Below are 16,633 nucleotides of genomic sequence, written 5' to 3'. Positions count from 1 at the left end.
GCTCTCCAATCAGAAGAAGCTGTCCATAACGCAAAGAACGCAAATTTCCTAGATAGCGAGTCGAGTGAGAGAAGATTCCTTCTTCTCGATGGGGCCAATCCATGTGGCGACAATTTTCCGGCGGTCACTCCCGCTCCCAACAAGCCGACTGATGATTTCAACTCCGGCGGCGCGGAAGGCTGGCTTGTGGCGGTTGAGGTACTGGCTGAACCCCCGCCCGTTCATGGGGCATTTGTAGGGAATAAACTGCAACTGGTGGATGATCAGGTTGCGGAAATCGGTGGCGGTGTGGCTGACCTCGCGCCCCTGGCAGTGCTTGACCATCCGAATGAGTTCCTGCGCGAAGACATCATCATCCAGCGTGGACAGAATCAGATCGTGGCGCTGGTTCATGTAGGAGGCTAGGAATTCTCCCTGCTCCCAGGGCAGCGCCGCTTCTGCTGCCGTGACCAGCCGTGCGAAGTCCAGAAGGCGCGGCTTACGCTCAAGCGTGGTGGTGTCCCAGTTCTTCAGGGCGGCACTCAGGGCGTTGAGCAGGCCGGACAGGATGACCCCAGAGGCAGCATTGAACCCTTCCCAGAGGGTGTGTTCGTCAATCCGGTCACTCTCTTGGAAAGGCTTGAGTTCTACCCGCAGCACCCGGTCTGCCAGGTCCGCCCGGTCGGTTACTTCTGGAATGCCGTTAAGGATAATGGGACGGGCCATCTCGAAGTGCTGCTCGTCGCTGTTGGTGTACAGCTTGCGCCGTCCGAATCCTGAGCCGGTGGACATGCGGCAGAAGGCGTCCGACTGATCTGCCGTCAAAAAAGAGATGTTGTCGAAGGCCAGCAGGTGGGCATTCTGACCATAAATGTAAAGGTCTTCTTCCTGCCGGAACAGGGTGCGGAGTCCAGCTTTGGCAGGGTCAGTGATGGCCCGGATCATCCGTGTGGTGGTGCTCTTGGCTGTGCCGTGTTCGCCCTTGATGACCAGAATGGGGTAGGGGTGGATGCCGCTCAGGACAGACAGGCAGAACGCCGTGACGTTGCGTAACTCCTGTTCATCGACGTGAATGAAGGCAGCCAACTGCCCGATGTCACCTTCGTCGGTAGGCGCGGGCAGGGGAAGTGGCAGCATGGCTGGAGAGCGGTAAAAGCGAACAGGAACATCTGCCGCCTCTTTAACTTGCCACCCCTCCTGATTCACTTCGATGACCTGCCATTGTTCGTTGCCCAGAGCGATGAAAATCTTGCCTTCATGCCGCATCACGCGCAGACCAACGGGGTAGTGGGCCGTGCCGAACTCCGCTTTGGCTGCGAGCAGGTGCAGCACTTCCTGCAAGTCCTTGCCCTTGATGGGCTTACCTTCACTTTCAAAAAAGAGGCGTTGTAGAAGTTTCTTCGCGCCGCCTTGCTCAAGCGCATAGGTCACTTGACGCCCATCCACCTCTGCGCTGAGATACCCCTCGCCGTTGGCCCCTTTGAAGACTTCGCACTCGGAGTCGTTGATCAAGTCGAGCATGATGCCGATGGCACTTTTTTCCTTGACGCTGGGCGCATGAACCTGGCCGCCTACGCATTTCTTGAGATTCATCACGCCGTAGGTGTCCGCGCCGTGCTGCTCATCCCACTTTGAACGCATGAGTTTGCTCTGGCGGAAGATGTGGTCAACCGCGTTGATGTCTCCCTCAGCCCAGAAATACAAGCCGCCGCAGAGTGCTAGATCAGCCTCACTCTGACTTTTGTAGCCCGCCGCCTCCCAGTGTCCTGTTTCATACAGGTTAAGCAGCTTCTTGCCGTTTCGAGCTTTTTTCATCCGTGCCAGCACTTGCTCGTCGCTGAATTGGGTGGGGCGGCAAGTCGTCAAGTCGGCAGGATCAGCGGCGGTGTCTGCTGGCTGGAGGGAGGCCAGCAATTCATCCAGCGCCGCTTGACAGTCCGCGACTTTGGTGGTGGTTCCTGGGAAGACGTTCCCGGTCATCCAGATAAATCGCTTGTCGCTGTAAATTTCAACTTCGGCAGTCTTAACGCCCTTGGCAGGCTTCTTGCCCCACATCACGAGGTGCAAACCTGTCCCGCTCTGACTGATCTCCGTGTAGGTGGGGAATTTGGCGATCAAGGTCTTGGCCCAGTCCTCCAATTCTTCTGTCGCCGGGTCTAGGCACTTGTCTAAGTCGATGATGACGAGGCCGTCGTCCTGCTGCATGACAAATCCTGCGCCGTCCAGTTGACCTGTGGACACCAACTGCTGCGCCGCTTGAAAGGGCATCCAGGTGGAGGGGTCCGTCACCTTGGCGTTCTGAATTTGACCGTCCTTGAGGCACTTGGGAACCTTGGTGGCTTTTGGCTTGCCGTCTTCCTGCCAGAGTCTGACACCCACCCACTGAGAGCGATCTTGGAGGGGTGATGGAACGTTGTTGAGGAAGTCAATTTTGTTGCTGTGTACACCGTTCGACTCGCTGGGTACAGTGGTGGTGGGTGGGGTTCCGCTGGCGGTCAGGTCAGCGGAACTCATTTCTTCACCTGCCCAAGCTGCTCGTTCACCCAGCGTTCAAGTTCCCAACGCGGCACGCGGTAAATGGTTCCCATCGGCTGAATCGCTTTCAGTTCGCCGTTGCGAATGAGCTTCCGAATGGTGTTGGGGTGGACGCCGATGTATTGGGCGGCGCTGTTGATGCTGTAGAAACTAGGCGTAGACACGTTGATACGCTCCTTAATCTTAACTGGAAGGGAAAGTCACAGCGCCGTTTTAGGGCGCTAGGCTGTCACTTCAAGCGTTAGGAGCGTTCAGGAGGATCTGCGGGCGGCAGTCCAGGGGTCTGATTTTTGGCAAGACTTTTTGAGCGGCCAGCCATTGGGGGACAAAGGCACTCAGCTTTTCTTCAAGCTGCGTCTCTAGTTCGAGCAGGACAGCCGCAACCTGTGGAGCCTTGACCCGTTGTCGGAAGGCACGGACAGCCCGGCGCAAGTGGCGCAGGTTTTTGCGGGTACTAGCGTGCTGGAAGCAGACGGCAGCACTGGCGCAGACATTCACTTCAACATCCAGGAGGGTTTCGACAGCGACCAACTCGTCGCCGCGTACCTCCAGAATGATGTTGAATTCTCTGCTGCCGAACATACCTGTCTCCTCTTCCTGAGTGCCGTGGGTTGCCCCTGGATGCACTGGATGACCTCATCCTAACTCGACTTTGAAAATTCGCGCTCAAAATACCGAAAAATGCTGCCCAGCACGACGAAATTTTTGCTGCTGAAAATCTGAAGGCGATTGCCGAGGTTGCTAAAAAGTTTGCGTTCTTTGCGTTCTCAAGCCAGAAAAATCCCATGCTCGACGTGAAAAATTGGCTGAACGTAAGCTGAAGATGTTGCCGCAACCCCGTAGACCAGAACGCAGATGATTCGCTGATTATGTCCAGGCCACTATTGGAGGCATTGGCCCAGATGGTGAACCCGATGTGTAACCCAGTGACGGCGGGTGAGCTTCACCGGATGGTTAGATTTACCTCGTGTGGAACGGTGTTGTGCTGGATAGTATTCATAGAGTGCTTTTCAAATCAGTTTGTTTTATACACTGACTTTTAATCAGCGGGTTCTCGGTTCAAGTCCGAGGCGATCCACCACCATGTTCCTCGCTTAGTGCGGGGAATTTTCCATTTGTCTCTGCCGTTCGCCTAGGCTGACTGGGTCCTGGCCACCACGTTTTCACCACAGCAAAAGTTTTCGGTGGCCCGCCGGAAGCCGTGTCGAGCAACTCGAACAAGACCAGTCCCGCGCCATTACGCCCCCAGCAGAATCAACCCTGATAGACTCCTGCGGTGACTTCCGCGCCGGACCAGAACGATTTACTCAGCCAGCTCAACGAGACCCAGGCGCAGGCCGCCGACCATTTTGAGGGTCCGGCCCTGGTCATTGCCGGGGCAGGCAGCGGCAAGACGCGCACGCTGATCTACCGCATTGCCCGCCTGATCACCCATTACGGCGTGGACCCCGGCGAGATTCTGGCCGTGACCTTTACCAACAAGGCCGCCGCCGAGATGCGCGAGCGGGCAGCCCACCTGATGCCAGGGGCAAATAAACTGTGGATGAGCACCTTTCACAGCGCAGGCGTGCGGATTCTGCGCCAGTACGGCGAACATATCGGACTCCGGCGCGGCTTCGTGATCTACGACGACGACGATCAACTGGACATCTTCAAGGAAGTGATGGGCAGCATTCCCGGCATCGGCCCGGACACCAGCCCCCGCGTGCTGCGCGGCATCGTGGACCGGGCCAAGAGCAACCTCCTGACGCCCGCAGACCTGGCGAGAAGCGGCGATCCATACATCAGCGGTCTGCCACGCGAAGCCGCCGCCGAAGCGTACCGAATATATGAAAGCCGCAAGAAGGGCCAGAACGCCATCGATTTCGGAGACCTGATTACCGAAACCGTGAGGCTGTTTCATGAAGTGCCGGGCGTATTGAATGCCGTTCAGAGCCGCGCCAAGTTTATCCATGTGGACGAGTATCAGGATACGAACAAATCGCAGTATGAGTTGACACGGTTACTGGCAAGCAGAGATAAAAACTTACTTGTCGTGGGCGATCCAGACCAGTCGATCTATAAATTCAGAGGCGCGGACATTCAAAACATCCTCGATTTCCAGAAAGACTATTCGGATGCAAAAGTTTATGTTCTGGAACACAACTACCGCTCCAGCGCCAGCGTGCTGAATCTGGCCAACAAACTGATCGAGAACAACACCGAACGCATGGACAAAACGTTGCGGGCGGTCAAGGAAAACGGCCACGCGGTCATGTTCCACCGCGCCACCGATCACCGGGCCGAGGGCGATTTCGTGGCCGAGTGGCTGACCCGCCTGCACAACACCGAGGGCCGCAAGTTCGCCGACATGGCCATTCTGTACCGCACCAACGCCCAGTCCCGCGTGATGGAAGAGTCGCTGCGGCGCGTGCAGATTCCGGCGAAGATCGTAGGGGGCGTGGGTTTCTATGACCGCCGCGAGATCCGCGACATCCTGGCCTATGCGCGCCTGTCACTGAATCCATCGGACGACGTGGCCCTGCGCCGCATCATCGGGCGGCCCCGGCGCGGCATCGGGGACACGGCGCTGGCACGGTTGATGGACTGGGCACGCATCAACAACACCTCTCTCCTGACGGCCTGCGCGCGGGCCGAGGCAGACCAGATTCTAGACCGTGGCGCGCAGAAACCCGTGGAGTTCGCCAAATTGATGGCCGCCATGAGCGACGCCGCCGAGAACTACGAACCCGCCGCCTTCCTGCGCTTCGTGATCGAGACCAGTGGGTATCTGGATCTGCTGCGCCAGGAAGGTCAAGAGGGGCAGGTCCGCATGGAGAACCTGGACGAGCTGATCAATGCCGCCGAGGAATGGTCCGGCGACAATGACGGCACCATCGGCGACTTTCTGGACGAGGCCGCCCTGCTCTCCAGCGTAGACGACATGCGCTCCAAGACCGAGAACAAGGACGTGCCGGAGGACGCCGTGACGCTGATGACCCTGCACAATGCAAAGGGCCTGGAATTTCCGGTGGTGTTCATCGTCGGCACCGAGGAAGGGCTGCTGCCCAGCAAGGGGGCGCTGACCGAGGCTGGTGGCATCGAGGAGGAACGGCGGCTGTTCTACGTGGGCATCACCCGCGCGATGGAACGGCTGTTCCTGACCGCCGCGCAGAACCGCATGCAGTACGGCAAGACCAACGCCGCCGAGGACAGCCGCTTTCTGGAGGAAATCGAGGGGGGCTTCGATACCGTGGACCCCTACGGCCAGGTGGTGGAATACCGTGCCAAGACGTGGAAACAGTACCGCCCCACCGTGCCTGTCACCCCCAGCTCAGTCAAGAACACCAGCCCGATGACGGCAGGCATGGCGTACCGGGGCGGCGAGAAGGTCAGGCATCCCAAGTTCGGTGAGGGGCAGGTGCTGGCCGTGGCCGGAATGGGCGACAAGCAGGAAGTGACGGTGCATTTCCCCACGGTGGGAACCAAGAAGCTGCTGGTGAAGTTCGCCAACCTCAGCGCGCTGTGAAGCTGCGTCTCCCCCGCAAAATGCCGAGAGCTGGCCCTGACCGCCCGCTCACAGCTCATTTGCTATCCTGACCGTTATGAAACTCGTTCTCGCGGTCATTCAGGATGCAGACGCCACGGCGCTGGTGCGCATCCTCTCGGAAAATGCCTTCGAGGTCACCAAACTCGCCAGCACCGGCGGCTTTCTGCGCGAGGGCAATACCACCCTGATGATCGGCGTGGACGACGCGCGCATGGACGACTTGAAGCGCTTCGTGCGCCAGACCTGCCGCACCCGCAGCCGGTTGGTGGCCCCCAGCGTCCCGATGGGCGAGCAGAACGAGGGTCTGGTCAGCGATCCGGTGGAAGTGCCGGTGGGCGGGGCCGTGATGTTCGTGATGGGCGTGCAGGAGTTCGTGAAGGTGTAGGCTTCGCCGGTTGTGGGCTACAGGCTGTGGGTTGTGGGAGAAGATTTGAGATTGAGCCTCCCCGCAATGTTCCTACAGCCCACAACCCACACCCCGATCACTTCACCCCCAGCGCCGCCAGTTCCTCCCGGAGCTGCGCGGCGCCTTTGTAATGCACGGCGCTCATGCCCACCGAGCGGGCAGCCTCGGCGTTCTGGGAGCGGTCATCGATCATGACAGCTTCCTCCGGGCGCACGTTGGCGAGTTGAAGGGCCAGACGGTAAATCCTGGGATTGGGCTTCATGACGCCCAGATAACACGAGGTAAAAAAGCCCAGCAGAAACTCGTGCAGGCCAAAGGTCTGGATGCGGTGATCGTTCAGGTCATGGCCCTCGTTGTTCAGCGAGTACATGCGCCAGCGCCCGGACAGGTCTCCAGCCACAGCCAGGGCGTCGGCATGTGGCTGGCTCTCGGCCTCCATCGCGGCGCGGAATTCTTCGGGGGAAAAGTCGCGCGGGGTGTAAAAGAGGGTCTGCTCCAGGTACTCGGCCAGCGTCATGCGGCCCAGCTCCAGCTCTGGCGCGGCCAGTTTGTGGCGCTCGGTGAACTCCGCAGGGTCCAGACCAAAGCGCCCCAGCACATCTGCCCGCTGCTCACGGTCCCAGCCGTTGGTCAGGAGAACGCCGCCGATATCCCAGAACACTGCTTTGATGGTCATGGACTTCAGCCTAGAGCATTTGTCCGAATGGCAGTATCAGGAAAAACGGCTTCTTGGTATTTCCATTCTCGCTCGGAGCCGTGCCAGTCACAAATGCCCTGAGTGCTGGGACAATGACTGCCCGTCCGACGTCCGCTTTTCAGACGGAAATGGTCAGGACGATGTCAATACTGCTGAGCGAAATAACGCCCGCTTCTCAACCTCGGACTTGATAGAGCAGTATCAATCCAGACACAACAAAATCAGGGATCGGAAGCGCTTGCAATTTTCTTTAGGTAAGCCTAAAGTACGCCATGCTTTTTAACGCCGCCACATCGCCGCCCGCTTGCCGCAACACCGCCTCCACCTCCTGCGCATCCGTGGTGATGCTCTTCCTCGGCTTGCGTCCATGACGGCAAAAGACGGCTGGCGCAAGGAAAGCCTGGGCGAGTCGCTGAGCGACGTCACACGCATTCAGGTGGATTACACCAAGCCCCCGTGGAAGCGCTTTCTGTCCTTTCTGGGACCGGGAGCGCTGGTCGCCGTGGGCTACATGGACCCCGGCAACTGGGCCACGTCCATCGCGGGGGGAAGCGCCTACGGCTACACGCTGCTGAGCATGGTCCTGATCTCCAGCCTGATGGCCATTTACCTGCAAGCCCTGTCTGCCCGGCTGGGCATCGCCACCGGGCGCGATCTGGCGCAGGCGTGCCGCGATCACTTCAGCAAACCCGCCGCCATTGCCCTGTGGATCTCTGCCGAAATCGCCATCATCGCCACCGATCTGGCGGAAGTCATCGGGACCGCCATCGCGCTGAATCTGCTGTTCGGGTTGCCGCTGATTATCGGCGTGTGCCTGACGGTGGTGGACGTGCTGCTGATTCTGCTGCTGCAAAACAAGGGCTTCCGGTACGTGGAGGCGCTGGTGATCACCCTGATCGCCACCATCGCCGTGGCCTTCCTGTTCGAGATGATCTTCTCCAGGCCGGAACTGGCCCCGATGCTGGGCGGTCTGGTGCCCAGTAAAAAGCTCTTGGACCCCGCCGTGCTGTACATCGGGATCGGCATCCTGGGCGCAACCGTCATGCCGCACAACCTGTACCTGCACTCGGCCATCGTGAATACGCGCGGTTACGCCCGCACCCAGGAAGGCAAGCGCGAGGCCATCAAGTTCGCCACCATTGATTCCACGCTGGCGCTGACCTTCGCCTTTTTCATCAACGCCTCGATCCTGATCCTGGCCGCCGCCGCCTTCAACGTGGCCGGGCGCACCGACATCGCCGAGATTCAGGACGCCTACAAACTGCTCTCGCCGCTGCTGGGAGCCACCGCCGCCAGCGTCCTGTTTGCCGTGGCGCTGCTGGCCTCCGGGCAGAACAGCACCCTGACTGGCACGCTGACCGGGCAGATCGTGATGGAAGGCTTCGTCAATATCAAGCTCAAGCCCTGGAAGCGGCGGCTGCTTACGCGCCTGATCGCCATCATTCCCACCGTGATCGTCGTGCTGATTTACGGCGAAAAGGGCACCGGGCAACTGCTGATTCTGTCGCAGGTGGTGCTGTCGCTGCAACTGTCCTTCGCCGTGGTGCCGCTGATGATGTTCAGTGGCGACAAGACCAAGATGGGCGAGTTTGTCATCACGCCCTTCTGGAAGTGGCTGGGCTGGGGCATCACCGCGCTGATCATCGGCCTGAACGCCTTCCTCCTGATCCAGACTTTCTTCGGAGGGTAGAACCGCAAAAGGAAGGGCCGGAGTCAGGTTTGTGCTGACGCCCGGCCCTTCTTCAGTTGCATCCAGGTGGAAATCCCGCCAAGGATAAGCATGGCGGCCATGAAAAGGTAGACCCACGCAGGCAGATTGCGCCCGGCCACCAGTACGTACAGGTAAGCGGCGATGAACAGCACGCCCGTCATGGCAGCCGGGAGAAGGGTGGACTCACCGCGCCGGAAACTGCGAATCCACCATGCCACCGACAGCGCAAACAGCGGCATGGTGCCGAAGTACAGCGCCCCGAAGATGACCGGATTGACGCCGTACTGCTCGCTGAGGGTCACAGTGGTCATCGAAATCCAGTCCAGAATGGTTTGCAACATGTCGCCCGCCTCTTCTCTGGAGTACGGAGAAGAGGCGGGCGAGGTTCAGTCTGGGTTGTGCGGAGAGGCTTACAGCGCGGCTGCGCCCGCCTCGGCCACCGCGTGATCCTGTTCGCCGGAGCCGCCGCTGACGCCGATGGCCCCCACCACTTCACCATTCTGGCGCAGGGGAATACCGCCCGCGAAGACCATGATGCGGCCCCCGTTGGATGCGTGGATGCCAAAAAACTGCTGCCCTGGCTGGCTGTTGCTACCCAGGTCCCTGGTGGTGATGTCAAAGGCGCGGGACGTGAACGCCTTGTTGATGGAGATGTCAATGCTGCCGATCCACGCGCCGTCCATCCGAACGTGGGCGATCAGGTTGCCGCCCGCGTCCACGACGGCGATGTTCATGGGCTGGCCGATCTCGGCGGCTTTGGCTTCGGCGGCGGCAATGAGCTGGCGGGCATCTGCAAGTTTCAACATGGTGGTCTCCTTGGGGGAACGAAAATAGACAACCTGCCCACCCTAGGACCCGCCAGTAAGCCCAGCATGGGAGGAGAACCAGAACCACTTAAGGTCTGTCCCCTCGCAACGGTGCAACTACGGCTGTTCAGACCGCGCCAGGACGACGTTCACAGCTTCCCCCTGGCCTTCAGACCTTCAGCCCCCTCACTTCGCGTCGTACCAGTTTGGCCCCACCCCGGCCTCCACCGCCAGCGGCACGCTCAGACTGGCCGCGCCCTCCATGATCTGGCGGGTAATGGCTGCCACCTCATCAGAGCGGTCTTCGGGGGCCTCGATCAGCAGTTCATCGTGAACTTGAAGGAGCAATCTTGCGCCCAGAGCGTCCAGTTCTTTATCCAGCTTGACCATCGCCAGCTTGATGATGTCCGACGCCGTGCCCTGAATGGGCATGTTGTAGGCCAGCCGCTCCCCGGCCTCGCGCACGTTGCGGTTGGTGGCGGTCAGTTCGGGCACGTAGCGGCGGCGGCCATACATGGTTTCCACGTAACCATGCGTGCGGCCAAATTCCAGCGTCTCGTCGATGTATTTGCGGATACCGGGATAGGTGCTGAAGTAGATCTCGATAAACGAGGCCGCCTCCGCGTAGGGAATGTGCAGATCGCCCGACAGGCGGTGGGCGCTCATGCCGTACAGCACGCCGAAGTTGACGGTCTTGGCGGCGCGGCGCTGATCGGGGGTAATGCCGCCCTCCTCCAGCCCCAGCACCTGCGCGGCGGTGCGGCGGTGGATGTCCGCCCCTTCCTGAAACGCCTGCTGCATCAAGGGATCGCCGGAGATATGCGCCAGCAGCCGCAACTCGATCTGCGAGTAATCGGCGGCAATCAGGCAAAAGCCCCTGTCGGCAATGAAGCCCTTGCGAATCTCGCGGCCCACTTCCGAGCGAATCGGGATGTTCTGGAGGTTGGGATTCAGACTGCTCAGCCGTCCGGTTGCCACTGCCGTCTGCGCGAAGGTGGTGTGCAGGCGGTTGGTGAGCGGGTTGACAAGGTTGGGCAGCGGTTCCAGATACGTGCCGCGCAACTTGTCCAGCTCGCGGTATTCCAGCAGCAGGGGGATGACCGGATGCTCGTCGCGCAGGGGTTCTAGGGCGCTGATCGCCGTGCTGCGCTTGCCCGTCAGTTTGGTCTTCTTGCCGCTGGCGAGGCCCAACTCGTCGTACAGCACGGTTTCAAGCTGCTGCGGACTGCGGATGGAGAACTCGCGGCCAGCATGCGTAAAAATCTCGGCCTCCAGCGTCCCCAACCGGGCGGCGGTGGAGGCGGCCAGCCCGCGCAGATAGTCGGAATCCAGGCGCACGCCGCGCACTTCCATGCGGGTCAGGACAGCGGCGAGGGGCTTTTCCATGTTCTCGTACAGCTTGATGCGGGCCTCGTCCAGTTGGGGGCGCAGGTCGGTCAGCAGGCGGGCGGAAATGGCCGCGCGTCCGGCAGCGTCGTCCGGCCAGGCCATGTTCAGGTAGCGCTTGGCCACCAGCGCCATGTTCATGTTGGCGGGGTCCAGCAGGTAGGCCATCAGGAGCGGATCGTCTCCCGGCTCCACCGTCGTTCCGCGCACGCTCAGGTGGGCGGCCAGGGCCTTGGCTCCCGCCGCATTCACCTGCCGCTGGCCCAAGAATTCGGCATCGTCCACGGTGGCAGGAAACTGGGCGTGCAACTTGGCGGCAGCCTTCTCGGCGTCCTTGACCGCCTTCTCAGCCGCCTTCTGCTCTTTCTTGGTCAGCGGCTCATCGGAATCAAAGAGCCTCGGCGCGGGCGTCCCAGCCTCGGCCTTCTTCCACTCTTCCGGCTCGTTGACCGGAGCTTCACGGGTAATGCCAGCTCCATCTTTTGTCGGCTCGAAGGTGGCGGCCCCGGTGAGCGCCGCTGTCAGGTCGTCCTCGCGCGACAGGACATAGCCCCAGATTGCGCCTTCCTTCGGGGTGCGCCACGCTTCGACTCTGGGCGGCTCGAAGTCGGCAATGGGTTCGGCTGCCTCGTCCACGTCGGGAACCACTTCCTCCGCACCGTCCAGCCCGGCGATATCGCGCCCGATGGCATGCAGGCCCAGTTCCTCGATCAATTCCGCAATGCGTGCGGGGTTGCCCGGCAGGCGGCCCGTGCCAAACTCCACGTCCAGCGGCAGATCGGTGACCATGCACGACATCTGGTGGCTGAATTGCACGTTTTCCTCGGAGGCCAGCAGCTTCTCGCGCGTTCCCTTCGGCTCCAGCGTTCCGGCGTGGGCCGCCTCGAAAATCTTCTCCAGCGTGCCGTAATCCTGAAGCAGCTTGGACGCGGTCTTGGGGCCAATGCCCTTCGCGCCGGGGATGTTGTCGCTGGCGTCGCCGGTCATGGCACGGTAATCCACCCACTGGCGCACGGTCACGCCGTATTTTTCCAGCACCTCAGCGGGGCCGATCAGACGGAAATCGTTGGTGATGACGCGCACATGGTCATCCAGCAGTTGATAGGCGTCGCGGTCACTGGTCACGATGCGGACCTGCATCCCGTTGCCCTCGGCCTTGCGGGTCAGGGAGGCGATCACGTCGTCGGCCTCGTAGCCGGGTTCCTCCAGACGCGGAAAGCCGATGGCATCGACGATTTCACGGATGCGGTTGATCTGACCGGGCAGGTCGGCAGGCATCTCGGCACGGCCCGACTTGTAGCCGTCGAACTGCTCGTGCCGGAAGGTCTTCACGGGCGGATCGAACAGCACGATGATCTGATTCGAGCGCTGCCGGGCGAGGCGCAGGGTCAGGCGCAGAAAACCGACGATGGCGTTGGTGGCCTCGCCCTGGGCATTGCTCAGCGGCGGCAGCGCAAAATACGAGCGGAACGCCAGCGCGTGGCCGTCGATCAACACCAGGGTGTCTGGAGCCGGTTTGTCGGTGGCGGGAGAGGTCATACGGGCAATTCTACTCTGGGCGTAATGGGTGGGTCAGCGGCGCAGTGATTTCTTGCCCATCCAGACCTGAATCTGCCGGCCCATCGCGTCCAGCACCGGGCGGCTTTTCAGGCAGGCCACCAGGGCGCGCGTGGCGTGGTGTTCGTCTCCGATCACGCCGTCTTGCAGGTGGCCGCGCACCACTGGATTCAGCACCCCACGCACGAACAGCAGATCGCGCAGCAAGTCGTCCACGGGGAGAACGGCGTTCAACTCTCCATCCGCTGTGACCGTCTGGACCACCGCCCGCCCACGTTCATCCAGATCGAGGACCGCATGCAGCGGCGTTCCAGCCCGCACGGTGACGTGTTCCACGGTGGGCAGAAAGGCGCGCACCAGATTCAGCGCGAGGCTACGGCCCAGGAACACCAGACGCGGCTGATCGTGCAGCGTGGCGTCCAGTGTCTGCGCCAGATGGCGGGCCAGACGGTCACCCTCGTCCATCAGGGCCTGGGTCTCGGGGTCCAGCTCCGCGTTCGGTCCAGTCACGGCCAGAGGTTAGCGCCACAGGACGTACAGCGTCGGGGCAGAGCGTCAGAACTGGGGGCTGCGCTGCCCGGCCCCGTGAGATCGACCACCTCCAGAGTGATGTTTGCCCGCTTCACTGTGGGCGTCCGTATCTGGAAAAAATGAGATGGGAACACCACCGACAGCCTCCCGGCATCTGTCTGGACAACCCCTATTTTCAGCGTCCACAGCGCGGTCTCCAGATGGGTCTGTGGGATAAGCTCTAGCCCATATGAACGTCATTGGCAAAGTCACGGTGCTGCCCCAGTTGCCGCCTTCCATCGCGCGGCTCTCGGAGCTGGCCTACAACCTGTACTGGTCCTGGACCCCGCACGCGCAGGCGTTGTACAGCGAACTCGATCCGCAGGTCTGGGAAAACTTCGGACAGAACCCGGTGCGGACGCTGCTGGAAGTGCCGCAGGCCCGGCTGGACGAGATGGCCGCCGACAAGGGCTACCAGGCCCGTTACAAGGCGGTCATGGCCGATTTCGACGCCTACATGAACCTGAAAAAGACCTGGGCCAGCAAGAACGCCCCGAATATGCAGCCGGTGGCCTATTTCAGCATGGAGTACGGCTTTCACGAGTCGCTGCCCATCTACAGCGGCGGCCTGGGCGTGCTGGCGGGGGACCACTGCAAGAGTGCTTCCGATCTGGGGCTGCCGTTTACCGCCGTGGGCATGCTGTTCCACCAGGGCTACTTCCGGCAACTGTTCGACAAGGACGGCTGGCAGAACGAGGCCTACGACGAGATGGACCTGACCACCCTGCCCATTACCCCGGCCCGCACGCCGGACGGTCAGGAGGCGCGGGTGTCGGTGCGTATCGGAAACCGCGAGATTCAGGTGCGCATCTGGAACCTGATCATCGGGCGCATCCGGGTGCTGCTGCTGGACACCAACGTGCCGGAGAACAACGAGGAAGACCGCAAGCTGACGGCCCGCCTGTACGGCGGCAATCAGGAACTGCGCGTGCAGCAGTACGTGCTGCTGGGCGTGGCGGGCATCCGGGCATTGCGCGCATTGGATGTTCCCGCCGCCGTCTACCACATGAACGAGGGCCACGCCGCCCTGCTGGGCCTGGAACGCATCCGCGAATGCGTGGAGGGCGGGCTGGACTTCCGCACCGCGCTGGAAACCGTCGCCAGCTCCACCCTCTTCACCACGCATACCCCGGTGGCTGCCGGGAACGACGCCTTCGCCTATGACCTGATGGACCGCTATCTGGCCGACTGGCCCGCGCTGCTGTCCACCACGCGCGAGGAGCTGTACGAGCTGGCCCGCCACGATCAGAACTGGGACGGCCAGACGGTCCCGGCCTTCTCCATGACCGTGTTTGCGCTGCGGATGAGCCGCGCGGCCAACGGCGTCTCGGAGTTGCACGGCGAGGTCAGCCGCGACATGTGGAAGTTCCTGTACCCCGGTGCGGAGGCGGAGGAAGTCCCGATTGGACACGTCACCAACGGCGCGCACAACCTGACCTTTACCTCTCAGGCCATGCGCGATCTGCTGTCCACGGTGCTGCCCGCCGACTGGACCGAGCGGCTGGAAGACGAGGAGATGTGGAAGGCGGTGGATCAGCTCAGCGACGCGCAACTGAGCAACGTGCAACTGGAGACCAAGCGCGAGATGATCGCCTTTATCCGCGTCCGTATGCGCGAGCAGATGCTCCGCAACGGGGCGGGGGCCGCCGATGTCGCCGCCACCGACACGCTGATGGACGCCCAGGCCCTGACCATCGGCTTCGCGCGGCGTTTTGCCACCTACAAGCGCGCCACACTGCTGTTCCGGGACCGCGAACGCCTGAGCAGAATTGTCAATGACCCCCAGCGCCCGGTGCAGTTCGTCTTCGCGGGCAAGGCGCACCCCGCCGACAACCCTGGCAAGGCGTTCATCCAGGAAATCTACAGGATGTCGCAGGAGCCAGAGTTCCGGGGCAAGATCGTCATTCTGGAAAACTACGACATGAACGTGGCCCGCCATCTGGTGCAGGGCGTGGACATCTGGCTGAACAACCCGCGCCGCCCACTGGAGGCTTCGGGGACCAGCGGCATGAAGGCCAGCTTCAACGGCAGCCCCAATTTCAGCGTGCTGGACGGCTGGTGGCGCGAGGGCTACGACGGCACCAACGGCTGGCCGATTGGCGAGGAACGCGAATACGCGGACCTGAACGTGCAGGACGACGCCGACGCCTACAGCCTGTATCAGACGCTGGAAGACAACATCGTGCCGCGCTATTACGGGGGGGCCACGGGTGAGGACTCGTGGGCCTACTCGGTGCGCCGCTCCATTGAAACGGTCAGCCCGCGCTTTTCTATGCAGCGGCAGGTCATTGATTACGTGCAGAAGTTCTACCTGCCGCTGGGCACGCGTGGACAGGAAGTGGCGGCCAACGGCAGCGCGCAGGCCCACGCAATTGCCGGGTGGAAAACCTGGGTGCGCCAGCAATGGCCGTACACCAGTCTGTCCGCCCACGCCGAGTTGCCCGCCACCTGTCACCCCGGCCAGACCGCGCCAATCAGCGCCAGCGTCAACCCGGCAGGCATCTCGCTGGACGAACTGCGCGTGGAAGCGGTGTTGAGCCGCGCCGGACACCTGACGCGCTTCGAGCTGGAAAACCGGGGCGACGGCACCTTCAGCGCCGACGTGCCGCTGGCAGAAAGCGGGCTGTACTCGGTGGGCGTGCGGATGATTCCCGAGATCGACGGCCTGAGCAACGAGCTGGAAGCCGGACTGATCAAGTGGGCCACGGCGCGCTGAGCCTGACCTCTTGAGGGCAAAAGACACGGGCCGTGCAGATCGCGGCCCGTGTCTTTTGCCCATCGGGAGGCCGCTCCACAGACATCTGTTCCCGCTTCGGCGGGCTTTTTTTGCTCTGTTCATACGGACTCCGATTGAACCGTTTGCAAAAACGATGAAATCTGAGCGGATGCGAGAAGGAGAAGGACGGGTTCCGGGCCTGGAGTGCAGGGCTACCGCAAAGTCAGGGTAGGGTGGTGGGTGTCATCCAAAATTATTCGTCAAGCAGACCTGATCACGCTGACCGCCACCTTTGCCACCCTTGATGATCCCCGTCAGGCACGGGGGATTCGCCATTTGCTGTGCGACATTCTGGTGATCAGCATTCTGGCAGTGATTTGTGGGGCAACGAACTACGCCTTGATTCACACCTTTGCCGTTCACCGACAAGTGTGGTTGCGCCGTTTTCTGAGGCTGCAAGGCGGTATTCCCAGCCAGGATACGTTTGAGCGTATTTTTGGGATCGTTGCTCCTGACACGTTCCGAGCCGTTTTTTGTGGATGGATACAGCAGATTCCCAGTCAAACGCTCCCTGAAGGGGAGCGGGAAGTCTTCGCAATTGACGGGAAAACTTCGCGTGGCACAGCGTCTGACGCTTTCGCTGCACTGCATACGGTCAGCGTCTACAGTGTGCAGTTCCAACTGGTCCTTGAAACGGTCACTGTTCCCGTCAAGGCCAATGAAATCACGGTTCTTCCGGCC

Annotated in this window: 14 protein-coding genes and 1 tRNA gene; 7 read left to right on the top strand and 8 right to left on the bottom strand. The window is 61.3% G+C overall.

The genetic code is table 11. The features are described from left to right. Positions 1 to 48 precede the first annotated feature (48 nt). From BOO71_RS20705 to BOO71_RS20695, 3 genes are all read right to left on the bottom strand, one after another. A complete protein-coding gene (locus tag BOO71_RS20705) occupies positions 49 to 2,493 on the bottom strand; it encodes a phage NrS-1 polymerase family protein (protein ID WP_075835606.1) in 2,445 nt (814 codons plus the stop codon). After that, positions 2,490 to 2,678, bottom strand: a complete 189-nt coding sequence (locus tag BOO71_RS20700; RefSeq protein WP_075835604.1) for a helix-turn-helix domain-containing protein — start codon at positions 2,676 to 2,678, stop codon at positions 2,490 to 2,492. Before BOO71_RS20700 ends, BOO71_RS20705 begins: the two co-directional genes overlap by 4 nt. 70 nt (positions 2,679 to 2,748) lie before the next feature. After that, positions 2,749 to 3,096: a hypothetical protein gene (locus BOO71_RS20695; RefSeq protein ID WP_075835602.1), complete on the bottom strand. Its 348-nt coding sequence runs from the start codon at positions 3,094 to 3,096 to the stop codon at positions 2,749 to 2,751. Positions 3,097 to 3,526: 430 nt separating this feature from the next. Here BOO71_RS20695 and BOO71_RS28015 point away from each other — a divergent pair. The 3 genes from BOO71_RS28015 (at position 3,527) to BOO71_RS20685 (ending at position 6,428) form a co-directional block, all read left to right on the top strand. Next, positions 3,527 to 3,595 (top strand) — tRNA-Lys (locus tag BOO71_RS28015). 195 nt (positions 3,596 to 3,790) lie between these two features. After that, complete coding sequence (locus BOO71_RS20690; RefSeq protein ID WP_075835600.1) at positions 3,791 to 6,022, top strand: ATP-dependent helicase; 2,232 nt, start codon at positions 3,791 to 3,793, stop codon at positions 6,020 to 6,022. Between the two features lie 76 nt (positions 6,023 to 6,098). Continuing rightward, the gene (locus BOO71_RS20685) at positions 6,099 to 6,428 is read left to right on the top strand and encodes a cyclic-di-AMP receptor (protein ID WP_075835598.1); all 330 of its coding nucleotides are present in this window, start codon (positions 6,099 to 6,101) and stop codon (positions 6,426 to 6,428) included. A 97-nt stretch (positions 6,429 to 6,525) separates the two neighbouring features. On the opposite strand, the gene BOO71_RS20680 is transcribed toward BOO71_RS20685, so the two are convergent. Further along, positions 6,526 to 7,125, bottom strand: coding sequence for an HAD family hydrolase (locus tag BOO71_RS20680; RefSeq protein WP_075835596.1), 600 nt, complete (start codon positions 7,123 to 7,125; stop codon positions 6,526 to 6,528). On the opposite strand from BOO71_RS20680, the gene BOO71_RS27240 reads away from it, so the two are divergent. Further along, positions 7,118 to 7,429, top strand: coding sequence for a hypothetical protein (locus BOO71_RS27240; protein WP_139323091.1), 312 nt, complete (start codon positions 7,118 to 7,120; stop codon positions 7,427 to 7,429). The genes BOO71_RS20680 and BOO71_RS27240 overlap by 8 nt on opposite strands. Positions 7,430 to 7,513: 84 nt before the next feature. Then, positions 7,514 to 8,836, top strand: coding sequence for an Nramp family divalent metal transporter (locus tag BOO71_RS20675; RefSeq protein ID WP_139323090.1), 1,323 nt, complete (start codon positions 7,514 to 7,516; stop codon positions 8,834 to 8,836). Between the two features lie 23 nt (positions 8,837 to 8,859). On the opposite strand, the gene BOO71_RS20670 is transcribed toward BOO71_RS20675, so the two are convergent. The 4 genes from BOO71_RS20670 to BOO71_RS20655 form a co-directional block, all read right to left on the bottom strand. Continuing rightward, positions 8,860 to 9,198 (bottom strand): hypothetical protein, encoded by a 339-nt coding sequence (locus BOO71_RS20670; RefSeq protein WP_075835594.1) that lies wholly within the window; start codon positions 9,196 to 9,198, stop codon positions 8,860 to 8,862. A 69-nt stretch (positions 9,199 to 9,267) separates the two neighbouring features. Then, complete coding sequence (locus tag BOO71_RS20665) at positions 9,268 to 9,663, bottom strand: GlcG/HbpS family heme-binding protein (protein ID WP_075835592.1); 396 nt, start codon at positions 9,661 to 9,663, stop codon at positions 9,268 to 9,270. Between the two features lie 186 nt (positions 9,664 to 9,849). Then, positions 9,850 to 12,588, bottom strand: coding sequence for a DNA polymerase I (gene polA, locus BOO71_RS20660; protein ID WP_075835590.1), 2,739 nt, complete (start codon positions 12,586 to 12,588; stop codon positions 9,850 to 9,852). 33 nt (positions 12,589 to 12,621) lie between these two features. Beyond that, complete coding sequence (locus tag BOO71_RS20655) at positions 12,622 to 13,116, bottom strand: hypothetical protein (RefSeq protein WP_254843235.1); 495 nt, start codon at positions 13,114 to 13,116, stop codon at positions 12,622 to 12,624. A gap of 250 nt (positions 13,117 to 13,366) precedes the next feature. Between BOO71_RS20655 and glgP the strand changes: the two genes are divergently transcribed. Both glgP and BOO71_RS20645 read left to right on the top strand, forming a co-directional pair. After that, complete coding sequence (glgP, locus tag BOO71_RS20650; RefSeq protein ID WP_075835588.1) at positions 13,367 to 15,892, top strand: alpha-glucan family phosphorylase; 2,526 nt, start codon at positions 13,367 to 13,369, stop codon at positions 15,890 to 15,892. Positions 15,893 to 16,132: 240 nt separating this feature from the next. Continuing rightward, positions 16,133 to 16,633, top strand: a 501-nt coding sequence (locus tag BOO71_RS20645; protein WP_175607497.1) for an ISAs1 family transposase, incomplete at its 3' end; no start/stop codon positions are given.

The organism is Deinococcus marmoris (genome assembly GCF_001949125.1).
GTDB classification, from domain to species: Bacteria; Deinococcota; Deinococci; order Deinococcales; family Deinococcaceae; genus Deinococcus; species Deinococcus marmoris_A.
This window is presented reverse-complemented; position numbering and strand designations above follow the sequence as displayed.

Bases quoted from the DNA above. Each gene is read 5' to 3' on its own strand.
- BOO71_RS20705 (WP_075835606.1), bottom strand. From the start codon at position 2,493: ATGAGTTCCGCTGACCTGACCGCCAGCGGAACCCCACCCACCACCACT.
- BOO71_RS20695 (WP_075835602.1), bottom strand. From the start codon at position 3,096: ATGTTCGGCAGCAGAGAATTCAACATCATTCTGGAGGTACGCGGCGAC.
- BOO71_RS20685 (WP_075835598.1), top strand. From the start codon at position 6,099: ATGAAACTCGTTCTCGCGGTCATTCAGGATGCAGACGCCACGGCGCTG.
- BOO71_RS27240 (WP_139323091.1), top strand. From the start codon at position 7,118: ATGGTCATGGACTTCAGCCTAGAGCATTTGTCCGAATGGCAGTATCAG.
- BOO71_RS20680 (WP_075835596.1), bottom strand. From the start codon at position 7,125: ATGACCATCAAAGCAGTGTTCTGGGATATCGGCGGCGTTCTCCTGACC.
- BOO71_RS20675 (WP_139323090.1), top strand. From the start codon at position 7,514: ATGACGGCAAAAGACGGCTGGCGCAAGGAAAGCCTGGGCGAGTCGCTG.
- BOO71_RS20670 (WP_075835594.1), bottom strand. From the start codon at position 9,198: ATGTTGCAAACCATTCTGGACTGGATTTCGATGACCACTGTGACCCTC.
- BOO71_RS20665 (WP_075835592.1), bottom strand. From the start codon at position 9,663: ATGTTGAAACTTGCAGATGCCCGCCAGCTCATTGCCGCCGCCGAAGCC.
- polA (WP_075835590.1), bottom strand. From the start codon at position 12,588: ATGACCTCTCCCGCCACCGACAAACCGGCTCCAGACACCCTGGTGTTG.
- glgP (WP_075835588.1), top strand. From the start codon at position 13,367: ATGAACGTCATTGGCAAAGTCACGGTGCTGCCCCAGTTGCCGCCTTCC.